This is a genomic window from Bradyrhizobium pachyrhizi, assembly GCF_001189245.1.
In the GTDB taxonomy this organism is placed as follows: domain Bacteria; phylum Pseudomonadota; class Alphaproteobacteria; order Rhizobiales; family Xanthobacteraceae; genus Bradyrhizobium; species Bradyrhizobium pachyrhizi.
Genome location: NZ_LFIQ01000117.1, coordinates 1 through 18992, shown reverse-complemented (window position 1 = coordinate 18992; position 18992 = coordinate 1). Strand labels below are relative to the sequence as shown.

General features: G+C 65.1%; 17 protein-coding genes. 12 read left to right on the top strand and 5 right to left on the bottom strand.

What is annotated here, in order from left to right; translation table 11 throughout:
- Positions 1 to 8 precede the first annotated feature (8 nt).
- The 4 genes from AKL29_RS31990 to AKL29_RS31975 all read left to right on the top strand — a co-directional run bounded on the left by AKL29_RS31990 (position 9) and on the right by AKL29_RS31975 (position 4295).
- Positions 9 to 875, top strand: coding sequence for a branched-chain amino acid ABC transporter permease (locus AKL29_RS31990; protein ID WP_050386924.1), 867 nt, complete (start codon positions 9 to 11; stop codon positions 873 to 875).
- A gap of 26 nt (positions 876 to 901) precedes the next feature.
- On the top strand, positions 902 to 1900 hold the full coding sequence (locus AKL29_RS31985) for a branched-chain amino acid ABC transporter permease (protein WP_244482541.1): 999 nt from the start codon (positions 902 to 904) through the stop codon (positions 1898 to 1900).
- A gap of 68 nt (positions 1901 to 1968) precedes the next feature.
- Positions 1969 to 3981, top strand: a complete 2013-nt coding sequence (locus AKL29_RS31980; protein ID WP_082190772.1) for a copper amine oxidase — start codon at positions 1969 to 1971, stop codon at positions 3979 to 3981.
- Positions 3978 to 4295: a hypothetical protein gene (locus tag AKL29_RS31975; RefSeq protein ID WP_050386921.1), complete on the top strand. Its 318-nt coding sequence runs from the start codon at positions 3978 to 3980 to the stop codon at positions 4293 to 4295. The genes AKL29_RS31980 and AKL29_RS31975 overlap by 4 nt, the downstream gene beginning before the upstream one ends.
- Here AKL29_RS31975 and AKL29_RS31970 read toward each other — a convergent pair.
- The 3 genes from AKL29_RS31970 to AKL29_RS31960 form a co-directional block, all read right to left on the bottom strand.
- A complete protein-coding gene (locus AKL29_RS31970; RefSeq protein WP_050386920.1) occupies positions 4281 to 5633 on the bottom strand; it encodes an aminotransferase class III-fold pyridoxal phosphate-dependent enzyme in 1353 nt (450 codons plus the stop codon). The genes AKL29_RS31975 and AKL29_RS31970 overlap by 15 nt on opposite strands.
- Before the next feature lie 112 nt (positions 5634 to 5745).
- A complete protein-coding gene (locus AKL29_RS31965; protein ID WP_050386919.1) occupies positions 5746 to 6411 on the bottom strand; it encodes an HAD family hydrolase in 666 nt (221 codons plus the stop codon).
- The gene (locus AKL29_RS31960) at positions 6408 to 7670 is read right to left on the bottom strand and encodes a Tm-1-like ATP-binding domain-containing protein (protein ID WP_050386918.1); all 1263 of its coding nucleotides are present in this window, start codon (positions 7668 to 7670) and stop codon (positions 6408 to 6410) included. Before AKL29_RS31960 ends, AKL29_RS31965 begins: the two co-directional genes overlap by 4 nt.
- A gap of 217 nt (positions 7671 to 7887) precedes the next feature.
- On the opposite strand from AKL29_RS31960, the gene AKL29_RS31955 reads away from it, so the two are divergent.
- The 5 genes from AKL29_RS31955 (at position 7888) to AKL29_RS31935 (ending at position 12739) form a co-directional block, all read left to right on the top strand.
- On the top strand, positions 7888 to 9372 hold the full coding sequence (locus AKL29_RS31955) for an aldehyde dehydrogenase (RefSeq protein ID WP_050386917.1): 1485 nt from the start codon (positions 7888 to 7890) through the stop codon (positions 9370 to 9372).
- Positions 9369 to 10757 (top strand): transaminase, encoded by a 1389-nt coding sequence (locus AKL29_RS31950; protein ID WP_050386916.1) that lies wholly within the window; start codon positions 9369 to 9371, stop codon positions 10755 to 10757. Before AKL29_RS31955 ends, AKL29_RS31950 begins: the two co-directional genes overlap by 4 nt.
- On the top strand, positions 10757 to 11554 hold the full coding sequence (locus AKL29_RS31945) for an SDR family oxidoreductase (RefSeq protein WP_050386915.1): 798 nt from the start codon (positions 10757 to 10759) through the stop codon (positions 11552 to 11554). The genes AKL29_RS31950 and AKL29_RS31945 overlap by 1 nt, the downstream gene beginning before the upstream one ends.
- A gap of 53 nt (positions 11555 to 11607) precedes the next feature.
- Positions 11608 to 12378 (top strand): SDR family NAD(P)-dependent oxidoreductase, encoded by a 771-nt coding sequence (locus AKL29_RS31940; protein ID WP_038377076.1) that lies wholly within the window; start codon positions 11608 to 11610, stop codon positions 12376 to 12378.
- Between the two features lie 97 nt (positions 12379 to 12475).
- Positions 12476 to 12739, top strand: coding sequence for a hypothetical protein (locus AKL29_RS31935; protein WP_028331384.1), 264 nt, complete (start codon positions 12476 to 12478; stop codon positions 12737 to 12739).
- Positions 12740 to 12801: 62 nt separating this feature from the next.
- Here the strand turns inward: AKL29_RS31935 and AKL29_RS31930 are convergent, their stop codons facing one another.
- The gene (locus tag AKL29_RS31930) at positions 12802 to 13176 is read right to left on the bottom strand and encodes a hypothetical protein (protein WP_028331383.1); all 375 of its coding nucleotides are present in this window, start codon (positions 13174 to 13176) and stop codon (positions 12802 to 12804) included.
- A gap of 326 nt (positions 13177 to 13502) precedes the next feature.
- On the opposite strand from AKL29_RS31930, the gene AKL29_RS31925 reads away from it, so the two are divergent.
- A complete protein-coding gene (locus AKL29_RS31925) occupies positions 13503 to 14087 on the top strand; it encodes a DUF3617 family protein (RefSeq protein WP_160321810.1) in 585 nt (194 codons plus the stop codon).
- Positions 14088 to 14354: 267 nt separating this feature from the next.
- A complete protein-coding gene (locus AKL29_RS31920; protein WP_028331382.1) occupies positions 14355 to 14909 on the top strand; it encodes a DUF3617 domain-containing protein in 555 nt (184 codons plus the stop codon).
- A gap of 43 nt (positions 14910 to 14952) precedes the next feature.
- Here AKL29_RS31920 and AKL29_RS45920 read toward each other — a convergent pair whose 3' ends face one another.
- Entirely contained in the window at positions 14953 to 15456 is a 504-nt protein-coding gene (locus AKL29_RS45920) for a hypothetical protein (protein WP_244482540.1), read from the bottom strand.
- A gap of 174 nt (positions 15457 to 15630) precedes the next feature.
- Between AKL29_RS45920 and AKL29_RS31910 the strand changes: the two genes are divergently transcribed.
- Positions 15631 to 18992 (top strand): DUF5801 repeats-in-toxin domain-containing protein (locus tag AKL29_RS31910; RefSeq protein ID WP_050386913.1); only part of this gene is annotated, 3362 nt, incomplete at its 3' end.

The following is an 18992-nucleotide window of genomic DNA, read 5'->3' as shown; positions in this document are numbered from 1 at the left end:
GCAACGACATGATCTGGGTTGAGACATTGATCAACGGGGCCCTGCTTGGCGGGCTCTATGGGCTGCTCGGCATCGGGCTCGCGCTGGTGTTCGGTGTGATGCGCGTCGTCAACATCGCGCATGGCGAGTTCATGGTGCTGAGCGCGTTCTGCGCCGTGCTGCTGGCCAACCTGTTTCCGCAGGCGTCGCCGCTGTTGATGCTGATCCCGGTGATTGCGCTGTCCTTTGCGGTCGGATGGCTCTATCAGGCCGCCATCGTCAACCGCGTCGTGACCTCGCCCGATCCGCTCTCGCCGCTGCTTTTGACCTTCGGCGTGTCGGTGATCCTGCGCAACGTGATGGTCGAGGTGTTCGGCGCCGACGTGCGCAGCCTCCAGGTTGGCGAGCTCTCTCGCGCCAGCCTCGAGGTCGCCGGGCTGAACATCGGCATCATGCCGCTGCTCACCCTGGTGCTCGCCGCATTGCTGTTCATGGCGCTGCAACTCGTGCTGCGTCATACCGAGTTCGGCCGGATCGTGCGCGCCACGGCTGACCGCCGGGACATCGTCCGGCTGTCCGGGGTCAAGCCCGACCGGGTCTATAATTACGTCATGGGCCTGTCGCTCGCGCTCGGCGCGATCGGCGGCGTGCTGCTTGCGGTGCGCTCGAGCTTCACGCCGTTCTCGGGTGCCGAGCGGCTGTTGATCGCGTTCGAGGTCGTGGTGCTCGGCGGGCTCGGCTCGTTCTGGGGCGCGCTGCTCGGCGGTATCGCGCTCGGCATGGCGCAATTGATCGGGCTGAAAATCGATCCGAATGCCGGGCTGCTCTATGCGCACCACCTGTTCTTCATCATGCTGCTGATCCGCCCGTCGGGTCTCGTGTCGAGCAGGGTGTGATTCCGATGCCGACACGGACCATTCTTGTGGCCTCTGCCATCTTGCTCGTCGCGGCAATTGCCGGCGCGCCCTTGGTGCTGAACGAGGGTTTTCTGCGGCTCGCGACCGAGTGCCTGCTCTTGCTGACGATGGCGCAGATGTGGAACCTGCTGGCGGGCTATGCCGGGCTTGTGTCACTCGGCCACCAGGTCTTCATCGCCTTCGGCGCCTATGCGCTGTTCCTGACCTCGGGCTGGCTCGAGGTCACGCCGATCTGGGTGCTGCCGGTCGCGCCGCTGGTGGCGGGCGCCGTTGCGGCGATCATCGCCTTTCCGCTGTTTCGTTTGCGCGACGCCTATTTCTCGATCGCGATGTGGGTGTTCGCCGAGATCATCGGCGCGTTCACGATGAAGTCGCAGGCCGTCGGCGGCACGTCGGGCGTGCCGCTCGCGACCAGCAGGCTGATCGATTTCGACTGGTTCGAGCCGACGATGTTCTGGCTCGCCGGCGGCCTGACGCTGGTGACCATCGCGGCGCTGTACAGGATGATGACCTCGAGCTTCGGGCTCGGGCTGATGAGCGTGCGCGACAATGACCTTGCGGCGATGAGCGTCGGCGTCGACGTCCGGCTTAATCGTTTTGTCGCCTTCGTGCTCTCGGCGGCGGGATGCGGGTTTGCCGGCGCGCTCAACTTCATGGGCAATCTGTTCATCGCGCCGCTGGCGGCCTTCGACGTCAACTGGTCCGTGTACATGATGTTCATCGTGATCATCGGCGGTATCGGAACGCTGGAAGGCCCGATCCTCGGCGTCATCATCTTCTTCGGCCTGCGCGAGCTGATGACCGGACCGCTCGGCCTGTCCGGCGGCTGGTATCTGGTCGGGCTCGGCATCATCGCCGTCGTGGTGATGATTGTGGCGCCGCGCGGCCTCTGGCCGGCCTTGCGCGATCGCATCGGCGTGCGGCTGCTCGATGTACACCGCGCCGCACCACGCCCGGCCGCGGCCGCGATCCTGCCGGCGGCGTCGGAACAGGTTACCGGATGAAGAAGCGGGCCTTCACGTCGCCACCGTTGCTTGTATTCTGACAGTTCTGGCTTTGAGTGGAGGGCGGAATGGCTCTGATATCCCGGCACGGCGTGTGGGCAGTGGCCGGTCTGATGGTCGCGACATTGGCGGCGCCGCTGCCGGCGAAGGCCGAGCGGCGGATGTGGCCGCAGGCGGCCGCAACGCACCCGATGGACGGGCTCACCACCGACGAAATCCGCTCGGTCTCCGATATCCTGCGCGGCGCCGGCAAGCTCGACGATTCGGCGCGGGTCGTCTCGATGTCGGTCGAGGAGGATCCCAAGGACGAGGTGCGGGCGTGGAAGCCCGGACAGCCCTTCACGCGCCGGGCCAGCGCGACGCTGCTGAGCGGCGGGCATCTCTACGAGGCCCATGTCGATCTCGCCGCGCGCAGCCTGCTCGGCTGGCAGGAAGTCAGGGATCATGAGGCTGCGCTGACCATCGACGAGCTGATCTCCGCCGGCGATCTGCCGAAGCAGGACCCGCGCTGGATCGCCGCGATGGCCAAGCGCGGCATCACCGATTTCCGCAACGTGCTGTGCCTGCCGCTGACCGTGGGTCCAGTGACCGATCCGGCGTTGAAAGGCCGCCGCCTGCTCAACGTTCCCTGTGTCGACACCGCGGGCGCCGCCAACAATCTCTGGGGCAAGCCGATCGAGAACCTGTTCGCCCAGGTCGATCTCAAGAGCAAAACGGTGCTGTCGGTGACCGATCTCGGCGTGGTGCCGCCACCGCCGCAGACGCCCTCGCACGCCTATGCCGACTCCGGAACATATCGCAAGCCACCGAAGCCGATCGAAATCGCAGCGCCTGAAGGCAGCAACGTGAAGGTGGAGGGCGGCCAGGTCCGCTGGGACAACTGGTCATTCCATGTCCGTCTCGAGCCGCGCGTCGGCGCCGTGCTGTCGCTGATTCGCTACGATGACCACGGCACGCTCCGCGACATCGCCTATCAGATATCGGCGAGCGAGATGTTCGTGCCCTACATGGACCCGGCGCCGACCTGGTCGTTCCGCGCCTATATGGACATCGGCGAGTACGGCTTTGGCGTGCTTTCCAGCGAATTGCAGCGCGGCGTGGATTGTCCCGAAGGCGCGCATTATCTCGACCTGACGATCTCGGATACCAAGGGTGCGCCGGTCGTTTCCAAAGGCGCGGTCTGCATCTTCGAGCGCCCGACCGGCGATCCGATCTGGCGCCACAGCGAGCTGATCAACAACACCGCCGAGGTGCGGCCGAACAACGAGCTGGTGGTGCGGATGGCGCCGGTGGTCGGCAATTACGACTATCTGGTGGACTACGTGTTCGACCGTGCCGGCAATATCGATGTGCGGCTCGGCGCCTACGGCATCGATGCGACCAAGGGCGTCGCGAGCAAGACATTGAGCGACCCGACGGCTGCGCAGGACACCGCCTTTGGGACGCTGGTCGAGGAACGGCTGCTCGCGGTCAATCACGATCACTACATGACGTTCCGGATCGACATGGACGTCGACGGCACCTCGAACCGGCTGGTCGAGGATCGCTTCAATGTCCGCCGGCTGGAGCAGGGCCAGCGCAAGAGCCTCTGGCAGGTCGACACCAGGCCGGTTGCGACCGAAGGTCCGATCACCATGCCGCTGAACGCGGCGCAGTTCAGGATCGAGAGCACGGGCAAGACCAACGGCCGCGGCTATCGCACGAGCTATCAGCTGATGCCCGGTCACTCCGACGTCTCGCTGCTCGCCAAGGACGATCCGATCCAGCTGCGCGCCGGTTTCAGCGCCTACACGCTGTGGACCTCGGCCTACGCCAAGGACGAGCGCTACGCCGCGGGCATGTATCCGAACGGAAACCCCGAGGTCGACGGCCTGCCGAAATGGACGGCGGCGAAGCGGCCCATCGAGGACCGCGACCTCGTGCTGTGGTACACAGTCGGCTTCCGCCACGTGCCGCGCGCTGAGGATTGGCCGGTCATGCCGGGCCTGTGGCATGGCTTCCGGCTGCGTCCGTTCAACTTCTTCGATCGCAATCCCGCGCTCGACGTGCCGCCGATGGTGAATGCCAGGGAGACGAAATGAGAGGCCGCGTGCATTGCATCGGAGCGGTGGCCGGCGCGCTGCTAGCGCTATTGGCGGCAGGGCCGGTTGCTGCCGGCGCGGTGGCCGAGAGCAGCGTTGACGACGCGTCCTTGCTCTATCTGAGCAGCAACGATTGGGAGCGCCAATCCGAGACGCGCAAGGTCGCGCTGGCGGCCGACTTCATGCGCATCTTCTGCACCGATCAGACGATGTCGGCCATATCGCTGGCCGATTGCCTCGACCGCGACAAGGCTAATGGCGCCCTGTTCGAGCGCGCCATGGCTTGCGTCAGTGCGCTGTCAACCGGCCGCTGAGAGGCCGGCGTCGATTCCTTCGGCGATCCGTCTCACATCCGCTGCCGTGAGGATCAGGGGCGGGGACAGGATCAGATTGTTGCCGGAGACGCGCAGCATCACGCCGGCCTCGTAGGCGGCATCGGCAACCTTCGCCATCGTCTTCTTGTCGGCGGCCTTCTTGCTGTCGCGATCAGCGACCAGCTCGAGTGCGGCCATCAAACCCTTGCCCCTGACGTCGCCGACCAGCGCATGCTTTGCCTTGAGCGCCGCAAGCGCCCGCGCAAGGTCCTCGCCGCGCGCGTGGGCATTCTCGTCGAGCTTGAGGCGGCGAGTCTCGGCGAGCGCCGCAAGGCCCGCGGCGCAGCCGACCGGATGGCCGGAATAGGTGTAGCCATGGCCGATCGAGCCGAACGCGGTCGTGTCGGCCTCGAAGGCTTCCGTGACCTGCTCGCCGATCAGCGTCGCGCCGAGCGGGAAATAGCCCGAGGTGATCGCCTTGGCCATCGTCATCATGTCGGGCTTTACGCCCCAGAGCCGCGAACCCGACCATGCGCCGGTGCGCCCGAAACCGGTGACGACCTCGTCCGCGATCATCAGGATGCCGTGACCGTCGCAGATCTCGCGCGCCAGCTTCATGAAGCTGTCCGGCGGCACGATCACGCCGCCGGCCCCTAACACCGGCTCCATGATGAAGGCCGCGATGGTGTCGGCGCCCTGGAATGCGATCTCCTCCTCCATCGCCGCTGCGCATAGCTGCGCGAGTTTTGCTGCATCGGTCTCGTTGAAGGGATTGCGGTAGGTCGACGGCGCGGGGATATGGAACACGCCGGGCAGCATCGGCTCGTAGTTGCGGCGGAAATTGGCGTTGCCGTTGACGGAGGCGCCACCGAAATGGGTGCCGTGATAGCCCTTCTTCAGCGCCAGGAACTTGGTGCGGTCGGCCTGGCCCTTGATCTTCCAGTATTGCCGCGCGAGCCGCAGCGCGGTCTCGACCGAGTCCGAGCCGCCCGAGGTGAAGAAAGCGCGCACCATGCCTTCCGGCTTGAACCATTCGGTGAGCTCGTAGGCGAGCTCGATCGAGGGGCCGGATGAGGTACCGCGAAAGCCCGAATAGTACGGCAGCGCGCTGAGCTGGTCCGCGATCGCCTGCTTGATCGGATCGCAGCTGTAGCCGAGATTGACATTCCACAATCCGCCGACCGCATCGATTACGGTCTTGCCGTCGATATCGGTGACTTCGACGCCTTCGCCCTTCATCACGATCCGCGGCGGCTGCGCTCGCATCTCGGCAGGATGGGCCATCGGGTGCCAGATCGGCTTGGCGTTGTTCTCAACCAGGAAGTTTCTGTCGCGCATGGTCGCCCTCTGTCCGGCTGGAGCCTGTTCCGTTTCGATGGAATCGGAACGGGGCTCCAGATTCTGGTTTTGACGCGTTTTCGAACCGGTACCCGCTTCGCTCGAAAACGCTTTAGTCGAATCGCAGCCCGAAATGCCGCAGCGCCTCGCCGTAGGACGCGGCAGGATTGCGCACATCGAACAGCACCGTGCGCATGTTGCACGCGGCGGCGCCTGCGATGTTGCGGCGCTGGTCGTCGACGAAGACGCAATTGTCTGCCTCCAGCACCAGTTCGTCCAGCACGCTTTGATAGGCGCGGGGGTCGGGCTTCAGGATCCCGGTATGCGTGGCATCGACGATGGTGTCGAAGCGCTTGAGGATGGAGAGACGGCTGCGGAAATCGGCGCCGTAGAACAGGTCGAGCTCGTTCGACAGGATGGCGAGGCGGAACCCGGCATCGGCGGCGAGGGTGATCGCGCGCGCTGCCTCGGGGCGGATCACGGTGTCGGGATCGGCGCCACGCGCGCGTTTCACGAAGGTCTCCATGTCGCGCCAGTCCTCGCCGACCAGGCGCCCGACCTCGCGGCTGCGGGTCAGCCAGTAGTCGCGCTCAGAAATTTCGCCACGCTGCATGGAAGTCCAGAGCGGATCGCTGTCGGGCGCGAACGGTCCGAGCCATTTCAGTGTGCATGGGGCGAGTCCGAGCGTGCGCTCGGTCAGGTCGTGGGTCTCGAACAATGTCTTCGAGATCACCCCGCCGAAGTCGAGCACCAGCGCCTGGGCACGCGGCCTCCTCATGCGGCAACCGTGGTGCGGCCGCGAGGGACAATGCCGGCAGCGACCCATCGGTCGAAGATGCCGAGCACTGTTTCGTTGAATGCGGCGCTGTTGATGTGATCCTTGATCTCGTGCAGCTCGACCGGCGCCCTGATCGCCGACCGCATGGCTTCGACGAAGGCGGCGAGGGCGTCAGGATCGTGCAAGGTTTCGCCTTCGCGATCCCATTGCTGGATGCCGCCGGTGGGCAGCACGAAGGCAACGGGAGCGTTGGCCTGGGACAGTTTCTCGGCGATCGCGCGTGCGATCCGTTGGCGATCAGTGGATCCCGACGTTGCCGACGCAAGCAGCCGGTTATGCGCGTGGAACGGGCGATCCGACAGCTCGTTCGGAACCCCAAGCCATGCCGGGAAATCCACCATGTCGATCGCCCCGGGCGCGACGATCTGTGGAATGCCGGCTCTTCCTGCGTTCTCAAGCCTGTCAGCGCCGGAATTGACCACCGAGCCGGTGAGCTGGTTGGCGACCTCCTGCAAGCTGAGGTCCAGCACCGCGGCGAAGCCACCTTGCGCGGCGATCGATTCCATCGCGCGGCCGCCCATGCCGGTGGTGTGGAAGACGACGACCTCGTAGCCGCGCCGTTCGAGCTGCGGCTTGAGCTCGACCATGTAGTGCAGGCAGCTCTTGCCGAGCGAGGTGATCGCAACGACCGGCCGGTCCTTGCGCGGCCTGATTGCGCTTCTGGCGGCGCCGACGATCGCGCCGCAGGCTTGCGACAGCACGGCGGTGCAGGTGCCGTTGAGGCCGTAGAGACCGCCGGCCCACAGGATCATCATCAGATCGGCGGCGACGCGCTCGGGCGGGATCAGATGCGAGAAGGCGACGGTCGAGACGATCAGCTTCGGCAGGCCGAGCGGCAGCGCCTGCGCGACGTCGAGCGCAAGGTCGGTGCCCATCGTGCCGCCGATCGCGATCGCGCCGTCGATGGCATCGCGCTCCGCGAGCGCGCGCGCCAGATTGGCGGCGCCAACCGCCATCAGTGACATCGCGGAATTCTCGTCGCCGCTCGATGCGATCGCCTCGATCGTGGTTTGTGCGGCCGCCGCCACCGCGTGCTTGTCATGTGCGGGCCGGTACGGCGGATCGCCGAGCACGCTGATGTCCATCATGATGGTTCGGCCACCGGCGCGCGCGATGCACTCGCTCATGAACAGCAGTTCGTCGGCCTTGGTGTCTCCCGTTCCGATCAGGAGAATGCGGGGCTGCGTCATCTCAGGCATGACCTTGGGCTCACCGGCAGGCGTAAGGGATGGTGACAACCGGTTTGCATAACGCAGGCGGAGCGCTCGGCCATCGTGCGATCACGCTATGGGGACGCGCCTTGCCGTGACATCCACCTATCGGTTGATTGCTGCCAAGGCCTTGATTTGGCGAGGATTGCGCCGTGCCAGCGGTCTCGCTCGGAAGCCGCTTTTGTCATTGTCACAATTATCTCGCATGCAGCAAGCCCAGATCGATCGACTACGCGCGGCCGTCATTCCGGCCCAGCAGCTCTTCATCGGCGGCCGGCCGGCGCCGGCGATCAGCGAGGCGCGGCTTGATGTCGTGTCGCCGATCGACGGCCAGGTATTAACCAGCATCGCTGACGGCGACGTGGCCGATGTCGACGCCGCAGTGAGACACGCGCGGCAGGCCTTCGAGCAGGGCAGCTGGTCACGCGCGGCGCCGGCGCAGCGCAAGAAGGTGTTGCTGCGGTTCGCCGATCTCATCGAGCGGCACGCGCTCGAGATTGCGGTGCTCGGCGTGCGCGACAATGGCACCGAGATTAGCATGGCCTATAAGGCCGAGCCGCTCTCGGTCGCCGGCACCATCCGTTACTACGCCGAGGCGATCGACAAGGTCTATGGCGAGATCGCCCCGACCTCAGGTGATGTGCTCGGGCTCGTGCATCGCGAGCCGCTTGGTGTCGTCGGCGTGATCGTGCCGTGGAATTTCCCGCTGATGATCGGAGCGTGGAAGATCGGCCCGGCGCTTGCCGCCGGAAACTCGGTCGTGGTCAAGCCGCCGGAGCTGGCGTCGCTGACGCTGTTGCGACTTGCCGAGCTCGCGACCGAGGCGGGGTTGCCCGACGACGTGCTCAACGTCGTCACCGGCCGCGGCGCATCCGCCGGCGAGGCGCTTGCGCTGCACATGGATGTCGATGTGCTCGCTTTCACTGGCTCGGGCGCGGTGGGCCGGCGTCTCCTGGAATGCTCGGCGCGATCGAACCTGAAGCGCGTCCATCTCGAGCTTGGCGGCAAGTCGCCCAACATCGTGTTCGCCGATGCGCCCGATATCAAGCATGCGGCCAAGGTCTCGGCGAACGGCATCTTCCGAAACTCCGGCCAGGTCTGCGTGGCCGGATCGCGGCTCTTGGTGCAGTCCGCGATCTATGATCGCTTCATGGCCGAACTGCGCGACGCAACCGCCAAGCTCCGCGTCGGTGATCCCCTCGAACTGACCTCGGATATCGGCGCCATCGCGAGCAAGCCGCAGTTGCGCAAGAACCTGGATGCCGTTGCCCATGCGGAAGCGCAGGGCGCGAAGCGGCTGATCGGCGGCGAGCAGATCCGCGTCGAGAGCGGCGGCAACTTCATGGCGCCTACGATCCTCACCGACGTGACGCCGTCGATGCAGGTCTGGCGCGAGGAAGTGTTCGGCCCGGTGCTGGCAGTGACGCGGTTCGAGGGCGAGGAAGATGCCACAGCGCTCGCCAATGCGACCCCCTATGGACTTGCGTCGGCGGTGTGGACCGCAAGTCTGTCGACGGCGCATCGCATGGTGCGCGCCATCAAGGCCGGCGTCGTGCACGTCAACGCCTATGGCGGCGCCGACATCACGGTGCCGCTCGGCGGCTTCAAGCAATCAGGCTTCGGACGCGACAAGTCGCTGCACGCGCTCGACGCCTATACCGACCTCAAGACCGCCTGGATCGCGCTATGACATCTTTGGCTGCCGAACGCGCCGGCGTTCTGAACCGATTGCTCGATGCCGAGCAGGAGCGCTTTCGCGCGCTGCATCCGCGCTCAGCCGCGGCCTGGCAGGAGGGAACGGAGCACTACCTTTACGGCGGCCCGTCGCACTGGATGCGGCGCTGGGCCGGCGGCTTCCCGGTTTATGCCGAGGAGGCGCAGGGCGCGCATATCAGGGACATCGACGGACGCGACTACATCGATTTCTGCCTTGGCGACACCGGCGGCATGTGCGGCCACGCGCCCGAGGCGGTCACTGAGGCGGCGCTCGCTCAGCTCAAGCGTGGCGCGACCATGATGCTGCCGACGGAAGACAGTATCTGGGTCGGCGCCGAACTGTCGCGACGCTTCGGCCCGAAATACTGGACGCTGACGACGTCGGCGACCGACGCCAACCGTGCCGCGATCCGCATCTCGCGCATGATCACCGGCCGGCGCAAGGTGCTGGTGTTCTCCGGCTGCTACCATGGCGGCGTCGAGGAGGCGCATGTCGAGATCCGCGACGGCCGGGTCGGCCTGCGCAACATGATCCATCCGAACGGCATCGATCATGATGCGGTGAGCAGGGTCGTCGAGTTCAACGATGTCGCGGGCCTCGAGGCGGCGCTTGCGCATGGCGACGTCGCCTGCGTGCTGACCGAGCCGCTGATGACGAATTTCGGCATGATCCCGGTCGATCCTGGTTTTCACCAGGCGTTGCGAGAGCTGACCCGCCGCGCCGGCACCGTCCTCATCATCGACGAGACCCACACGCTGTCCTGCGGACCGGGCGGCTACATGAAGAGCCATGGGCTCGAGCCCGACATTTTCGTTGCGGGCAAGGCGATCGCGGGCGGCATCCCCGCCGGCGTGTTCGGGCTCAGCCAGGAGATCGCGGAGCGGCTCTGGAAGATCGTCCCCCACGTCAATCCGCGGGAACGGCAGTCGGCGCATCTCGGATTCGGCGGAACACTTGCCGGCAACGCGCTGACGGTCGCGACCATGCGCGCGGTGCTGGAGAAGGTGCTGACCTCTGCGAACTACGAGCGGATGATCGGAACCGCGACCTGGCTCGCGCAGGAAGCGCGCCGCCTGATCGCGGCGGCCGGTCTGCCCTGGCACGTCACGCAGATCGGCGCGCGCGCTGAGATCATGTTCATGCCGCAGCCGCCACGCAGCGGCGCCGACGTCATTGCTGGCCGGCAACCCGATCTCGAGACCTTGCTGCATGCGTTCTACATCAACGAGGGCCTTCTGGTGACCCCGTTCCACACCATGCTGCTGATGTGTCCGGCGACGTCCGCGCGCGACGTCGACACGCACACGGGGGTGTTGGCGCAGTTCATCGACTTGCTGCGCGGCGCGGGAGCGATCTGATGCAGGCGCCTCCGTTCAATCTTGGCGGCCGCATCGCGATCGTCACCGGCGGGGGCAGGGGGATCGGCGCCGCCATCGTGAGAAGGTTCGCCCAGGCGGGCGCGACCGTGGTGATCGCCAACCGGACTCTTGATGTGGCCGAGGCATTGGCGCGCGAACTCGTGGCCGATGGACGGGCGGCGCATTGCTTTCCGTTCGACCGGCTCGATCGCGGCAGCTTGCGGGCGATGATTGACAGTGTCGCCGCCAAATACGGCCGGCTCGATATCGTCGTGCACAATGCCGGCGGTTGCCCGTGGTCATCGCTTGAGGAGCTCGATGAAGCGAAGCTCGAGGATACGCTGGCGCTGAACCTCAACGCCAGCATCTGGCTCGCGCAGGCCGCAATTCCGCACATGCGTGCCGTCAGGTTCGGGCGCATCCTCGTGACATCCTCGGTCTCAGCGCGCGTCGCGATGGGCGGCGGCGCGCATTACTCGGCGGCGAAAGCCGGCGTCAACGCATTCATCCGCGGCGCCGCCTTCGAGCTCGCGCGCGACGGCATCACGGTCAACGGCGTCGAGGCCGGCTTCATCGAAAAGCCAGGCCGCGGCACCATGAGCGCGCCGGAGAACAAGGCGAAGCTCGAGCGTTTTATCCCGATGGGGCAAATGGGCAGCGCAGACGACATCGCCTGCGCGATGCTCTATCTCGCCTCCGCCGAGGCCAAATATGTCACCGGGCAGACCATCGTCGTCGACGGCGGCTCGACGCTGCCGGAGACCGGATTTGCCGTCGAACGGCAGTGGGGAGTCTAGATGAGCATGATCTTCTCGGAAAACCGGTTTCCACTTTTCCGGATCATGCCCTGATGCCGCGGCTCGACGGAAAGACGGCGCTGGTGACCGGCGCGGCCACGGGGATCGGTCGGGCGACGGCGGCGCTGCTGGCGTTGAGCGGCGCGCGCGTCGTGCTGTTCGGCCTCGGGGACGCCGAGCTGCAGGCCGCAGCAGTGAAGTGCGGCGGGCAGGCAATCCATGGTGACGTCACCCGGCCGGACGACATCGCAAAGGCCGTCACCGCCTGCGGAGCGTGGCTCGACATCGTGGTCAACGCCGCCGGCCTGATCGTGCCGGATCAGCCGGCCAGCGTCTCCGACGAGGTGTGGGCCAAAACGCTTGACGTCAACCTCACGGGGACGATGCGTGTCTGTCGCGCGTCCCTGCCGCTGCTCCGGCAGCGCGGCGGCGCGATCGTGAACGTCGCCTCGGTTGCGGCGTTCAATGCCAGCCCGGACAGCGCAAGCTACGCCGCCAGCAAGGCGGCCGTCGTCGCCTATACGCGCTCGCTGGCCTACGCGCACGGCGCCGACGGCATCCGCTCCAATGCGGTGGCACCGGGCTGGGTGCGCACGCCGATGAGCGCCCAAGAAATGCAGCTGCTCGCGGGCCAAAACGGCACCACCGTCGATGCCGAGATTCGCGGCGTCGAACGACGCATTGCCCTGGGACGGATGGCCGAGCCCGCCGAGATCGCCGCGTGCTGCCTGTTCCTGGCCTCCGACGAGGCGTCCTTCGTGACGGGTGCAGTGCTGGTCGCCGATGGCGGCGGCCGCGCGCCGACGCAGAATCGCGCGGTGTAGACGGCCGGTTGGCGTTGGGGGCAGGCGGCCCCCACCTTGATAACGACCGGCGGATTTGGCACTCTCGCGCGGTCACGTCATTCGATCGAGGGGCGTTATGAACAAGTCATTTTCTGTGATCATTGCCGCGGCCGCTTCAATCGTCGTTCTGTCTTCGACGGCGGCGCGATGCGGCGACTACTATCCGTTTGGCGATCCGCCGTACCGGCTGGACTACGTGCAAGAGCCCCAGATCGCATCGGGCTGCTGGAAATGGAATTGGCAGCTGTACCAGTGGCAGGACTACTGCCCGGTCTACGTCAATCCGAAGGCGTATATGTTCTCGCGCTCGTCGCGCGTCGTGCTCCGCACCAAGGGGTGAGGAGAGTTCGGCTGCTTGAGGTGCTCTGCGTCACGCCCATTGGAGCGACGCAGAGCGCGCGCTCATGAATGCGCGATGGTGCACGCCACCTGGTGGCGCTTGCCGAAGTTGAGCAGCGCGTTTTCCCGGAAGCCGTCCAGCCAGACGCCGCGGCCCGCATAGCGATAGCCGACGCCCATCGGAACGTGCCGCACATGGATGCCGCCACGGCCGGTGAGCAGGGAGGCCGTGACCACTTCGCCCTCGACCGACACGGCGCGGGGGCACAGCGGATATTGATGGCCGTTCTCGCAGGTGAAGACGATCTCGGTGCAGGTGCCGACCGGTGCTTTTGTGACCAGGCCAAGGTCCGCCGCCCCCGCCGGCCCGGAGTTGCCGAACGACATTGCACCCAACGCCAAAATGCCCGCGACCGTGTAGCCAAACCGAATACGCATCAGTGCCCCCTCGTCCAGCGATAGGCTAAGTAATTGAAGAAAATATCTCGCGCTAAATGAGCAAAAAAAAACTCTGAGGTCAAACCTCTCTGCCCATTGCGGTGGGGGAGATCCGCCGGCGCCATCGCGAATGGCGTGTCAGGTGTTGCAAGTTTGCTGCAGTGGGTCTGAATTCGGCTGCAAGCTGCCCGGTAGCGTTAATGCACCTTTACCGGCCACAATTGGCCTGCAAGTGGTGTGATGTATTGAGTCGTGTTCCGGAGATTGCTTCAATGAGCTGACCGGATCGCATCACGAACGCATTCGGACGGACATCGGGGGTGGGAATGGACTTCCGTGGTGGCATTGCACGTTCGCTACTGGCCCTGATGATTGTCTCATTGCCTGCGTTGGCAGCTCATGCGCAGACTCAGGCTCCTCAACCGGCGAACGGCCGGGCAGCGGCGGCAGCGCCGGCTCAGGGCGATCAAGCCTTTTCTGGCCCGAGCTTCCGCAAAGGTCTGTGGCGCTTCGTGCGAACGCTCGATGTGGTCAGGACCGCCAACAAAAACTTCAAGTATCGGGTGGTCAACGCGGAGACGACGCGCTGCGTCGACCCGACCCACGCCATGAAGGCGACCTTTGCCTCGGGATCGATCGGAAGCTGCGTCTCGGACAAGCCGGAGAAGGTCGGTAATCAATACACCTTCGGACACCGCTGCGATTACATGGGGACGGTCAGCACCGTCATCACCGTGCGCAGCGACGAGGCCTATACCGAGCTGAACGAGATCAGCACCGGAGAGCATCCCCGGACCGACACGGTCGTCGCGACAAGGATCGGCGACTGCGACGACGGTAGCGCGGCCAGGATTGAGGCCAAGTCTGAGGCCAAGGCTGACAAGTCCGCTGCGGCGGCTTTGCAGCATTAGTTGGCAATCGACGGCGGGTGGCGGCGGACGAGGCGTCCATTCGTCCCCGACGGCGCGGACGCTGCGCTTCCTTTCGCGCCGAAGCTGCCCCGGCCTGGAAGCAACCAGGCATTCACCGTGTTTGGCGCAAGAGCTCGAGAGAGCTTCGAGCAAAGACCAAGCATTTACGGGGTCTTAACACGAAATGCTCCTGAATGATGTGAGGTTGGACGTGCTTCAAGCGAAGTCACGCGATCCGCGTCAATCGGCCGATTAGGGATTCAATAAATGACATCGCGTGAGGGCTTCGCCCCGTCGAAGATCTTCGCGTCCGCGCTTGGCGTCGTGACCGCGCTTTCCGTGTTCGTGCTCGCCTCCCCGAGCGCCATGGCGGAGGAGGGATTCAGCGGGCCGACCTTCCGAAAAGGAATGTGGCGCTTCGTGCGGACGCTGGAAATCGCCACGTCCTCGAACGTCCGGCAAACGCTGCTCGAGCGCGAAATGACGCGCTGTGTCGATCCGACGCAGGCGATGAAGGCGACCTTCTCATCTCCGTCCGTTGGAAATTGCCACTCTTCGCGGCCGGAAAAGATCAACAACAAATACGTCTTCTCCAACCGCTGCGACTATCTCGGGCCGGTCAGCACCGTCATCACGGTTCTCAGCGACGAGGCCTATACCGAGGTCAACAAGACCAATGTTGGTCAGGCGCCGCGGACCGACCGGGTGGTTGCCCGCCGAATCAGCGATTGCCACGAGGATCGAGCTTCGCTCAGCCAGCCGGCCTCCGCATCGGGCGAGGTGTCGTTGCAGCAGGACGAAGCCGAGGGCGAGCCGCTGTAAGGCGATTGGTCGGCGCGCGGGCCTCAGATCGCCCGCAACACCATCAGATCTTCTGCTGCCCGCCTGGTACACTCACCTTGACGGTGATCTTCTGAATTTCGGTTCGACCGCCTTGATACTTGACCTCGATGGTCAGGGCGTCATCGCCGAGAAATTCCGGAGGCGCCTTGTAGAAGGCGACATAGGCCGGCACTTCGAGCGCCAGGCAGGCCTTGTAATTGGTGGCCTTCGCCTTCGCCGACTTCACCACAACCTTTCCGGCAGCCGGCGCAGTGACCAGGCGGATGGTCGGCAGCGGCCCCGACGTGCAATCAGGTAACACGTTGAGATAGAGACCAATCTGGGTGTCCCGGTTGGCCAGGGCGCGAACCTGGCGCTCCACCGTGGTCTCCCGGGGGACAGGTTGTGCAGGGGCTTGCGCGGCCGCCGCGCCGAAACAGCCCCAAATCAAGACAGCGGCACACGCCTGAAGAATCACCCGCATCGACTGCTGCTCCAAATCGCCGGGAAGGACGAACGGGGCCGGGGAAATACTGCCTTTGGCCAAGTTAATCCGGCTAAGCCGTTGTTCTTTCAGCTTCGACCTGTCCGATCTTTACCACACTTCCACGGAAAGCATTGATTAACCAAATACATTTCTTGACCGCGGGGAGGGTTAACAATAGCCTAAAACTAAATTTTTCTACAACTTTTCCTCTAATCGCATTTTGCGGAGTTGATAATGCAGGGTTCGTTTCAGGTCGCTCAGGCAACCGGCACCGGCAATTCCACCAATTCGGCTCCCGTACGAATTTACAAGTTGACCAAGCCGCTGACCGATCAGGCGGTGGTCGTCAATCTTGGATACGACCAGAAGGTGAAGGTCGACTTTTCGTCGATCGCCAATGAAAAGATCACGCTGGTTCACGTCGGCGAAAAGCTGATCATCCTGTTCGACAACCAGTCGACCGTCACGGTTGAGCCGTTCTTCGACTCCCGTGCGGATGGGCTGAAGAATGTCACCATCGAGATGGCGCCGGGGCGCGAGGTCTCGGTCCAGGAATTCGCCAGTCTGTTTCCGATCACCACGGACGCCTCCGTGTTGCCGGCGGCCGACAATGGCGGCAACTCGAACGGCAACGCGCAGGCGAGCGGCGCGGATTTCCGCCCGTTCGCGATTGATCCGTTAGCTCCTGTGCCGACCAACGTGTTGGCGCCGCAGGAAGAGTTGCCGAACCTCGTGACCCCTGTGCCCCCGACCGGCTTCGTGCTGAACAGTGCTCCGCCTCCGATCATTTCCGGCAATCCCCTGTCGGCGCTGATCGTCGACGAGAGCTTCCTGACCGCGGCCACCAACCATGGTGTCGCCGGTTCGGGGCTCGGACCCGCAGGGGCAACGGTCGCGTCTGTGCAGGTGTCGTTCAACGTCACGGTGCCGGGCGGCCAGCAGTCGCTGACCTATGCGCTGTCGGTCACGACACCGAACGAAGATTCCGGTCTGATCGATTCGGCGACCGGTCAGCACGTCCTGCTGACGGTCAACGCGGCCGGCGTCGTGGAAGGGCGCACGGCGATCAGTGGCGATCTGGTCCTCACGGTCTCGGTCGACACCGCGGGTCATGTGACGCTGACCGATCTGCGCGCGGTTCATGAGGCAACACCGGGCAACTTCAATGAAGGGATCACGCTGGCATCGGGTCTGATCACGCTGACCGCCACCGTGACCGACAACAACAATCAGTCGGCAAGTGCGAGCGTCGATGTCGGCTCGCATCTGACGATCCTTGACGATGGTCCGGTGGCGGGCACGGTGACCGGCGCGACCGACACGCTGGTGCTGGACGAAACGCGCCCTGTGGGCAGCGACACCGCGGGCGGCACGACGCCGACCGGCCTCGCCAGCGTGACGGCGGACTTCTCCAACAATTTCACCGGCGGCAGCTATGGCGCCGACGGTGCCGGCAACACTGCCTACACGCTGCATCTCACCGGCACGAACGTGGCCTCGGGCCTCTATGCGCTGGATCCGACCGACACCAACCCGGCCCATTTCGGGCAGGGCGCGCAGATCGTGCTGAACCAGTCCGGTGACACCATCACCGGCTCGGCCAACGGCACGACCTACTTCACGATCACGATCAACGAGACGACCGGGATCGTGACCTTCACCCAGGTCAACAACATCTGGCATGCCGATCCGACCAACCCGGATGATGCCGCGACGCTGACCCTCTCCAGCTCCAGCCTGCTGCAGGTGGTGCAGACCATCACTGACGTGGACGGCGACAGCGTGACAACGCCGATCAGCCTCGGTGGCGGCGTGTTCACAATTCAGGACAGCGGTCCGACGGCCGGCACGGTGATCGAGAAGGAAGGCCCGGCGGAAGCGCTGGTGCTGGACGAGTCGCGCCCGGTTGGCAGCGACACGCCGGCCGGCTTTGCACCGAGCGGGCTTGCCAGCGTGACGGCGGACTTCTCCCACGACTTCACGTCGGGCAGCTACGGCAGCGACGGACCCGGCCATACCGCCTACACGCTGAAGCTCACCGGCTCGAACGTGGCCTCGGGTCTCTACGCGCTGGATCCGACCGACACGACCACTGCTGACGGCGACGGCATCGGACAAGGCGCGCAGATCGTCCTCAACCAGTCCGGCAACACCATCACCGGCTCGGCCGGCGGGACGACGTATTTCACCATCACGATTGATCCGTCGACCGGGATCGTCACCTTCACGCAGTCGAACAACATCTGGCATTCTGACCCGAAGAATCCGGACGATCCGGCAACGCTGACGCTGTCGAGCCCCAGCCTGCTGCAGGTGGTGCAGACAATCACCGACGCGGATGGCGACAGCGTGTCGACGCCGCTCGATGTCGGCACCCGTGTGTTCACGATCCAGGACAGCGGCCCGACCGCCGGCACGGTGACCGGCCCGACCGACACCCTGGTGCTGGACGAGACCCGTCCGGTTGGCACGGACACCGCGGGCGGCACGGCGCCGACCGGCCTTGATTCCGTGACGGCAGACTTCTCCAACAACTTCACGCCCGGCAGCTATGGCAGCGACGGCCCGGGCCACACGACCTACACGCTGAACCTCGCCGGCGCGAATGTGGCGTCCGGTCTGTACGCACTTGATGCGACCGATACGACCACCGGCGACGGCGACGGCATCGGGCAGGGCGCGCAGATTCTGCTGAACCTGGTCGGCAACACGATCACCGGCTCGGTTGGCGGCACCAATTACTTCACGATCACGATCGATCCCTCGACCGGGATCGTGACATTCACCCAGCTCAACAATATCTGGCACTCCGACCCAACCAATCCGGACGATGCGGCGACGCTGACGCTGTCTGGCGCCAATCTGCTGCAGGTGGTGCAGACCATCGTCGATGCCGACGGCGACAGCGTGTCGACATCGCTCGATGTCGGCACCGGCGTGTTCACGATCCAGGACAGCGGCCCGAGCGCCGGCACGGTGATCGCGGCGGCGGATACGTTGGTGCTGGACGAGACCCGTCCTGTCGGCACCGACACTGCGGGCGGCGCCGCGCCGACCGGCCTCGACACCGTCACGGCGGACTTCTCGAACAACTTCTCGGCCGGCAGCTACGGCAGCGACGGTGCGGGTAACACGGCCTACACGCTGAAGCTGACGGGCGTGAATGTGGCCTCCGGTCTCTATGCGCTGGATCCGACCGACACCGACCCGACCCATTTCGGGCAGGGTGCGCAGATTCTGCTGAACCAGGTCGGTGACACCATCACCGGCTCGGCCGGCGGGACCACCTACTTCACGATCACGATCGACGAGACGACCGGCATCGTCACGTTCACCCAGCTCAACAACATCTGGCATTCCGATCCGACCAATCCGGATGACGCCGCGACGCTGACCCTGTCGGGCGCGAACCTGCTGCAGGTGGTGCAGACCATCACCGATGCGGACGGCGACAGCGTGTCGACGCCGCTCGATGTCGGCACCGGCGTGTTCACGATCCAGGATAGCGGCCCGACGGCGGGCACGGTGGCCGGCCCGACCGACACCCTTGTGCTGGACGAGACGCGGCCTGTCGGCACCGACACCGCGGGCGGCAC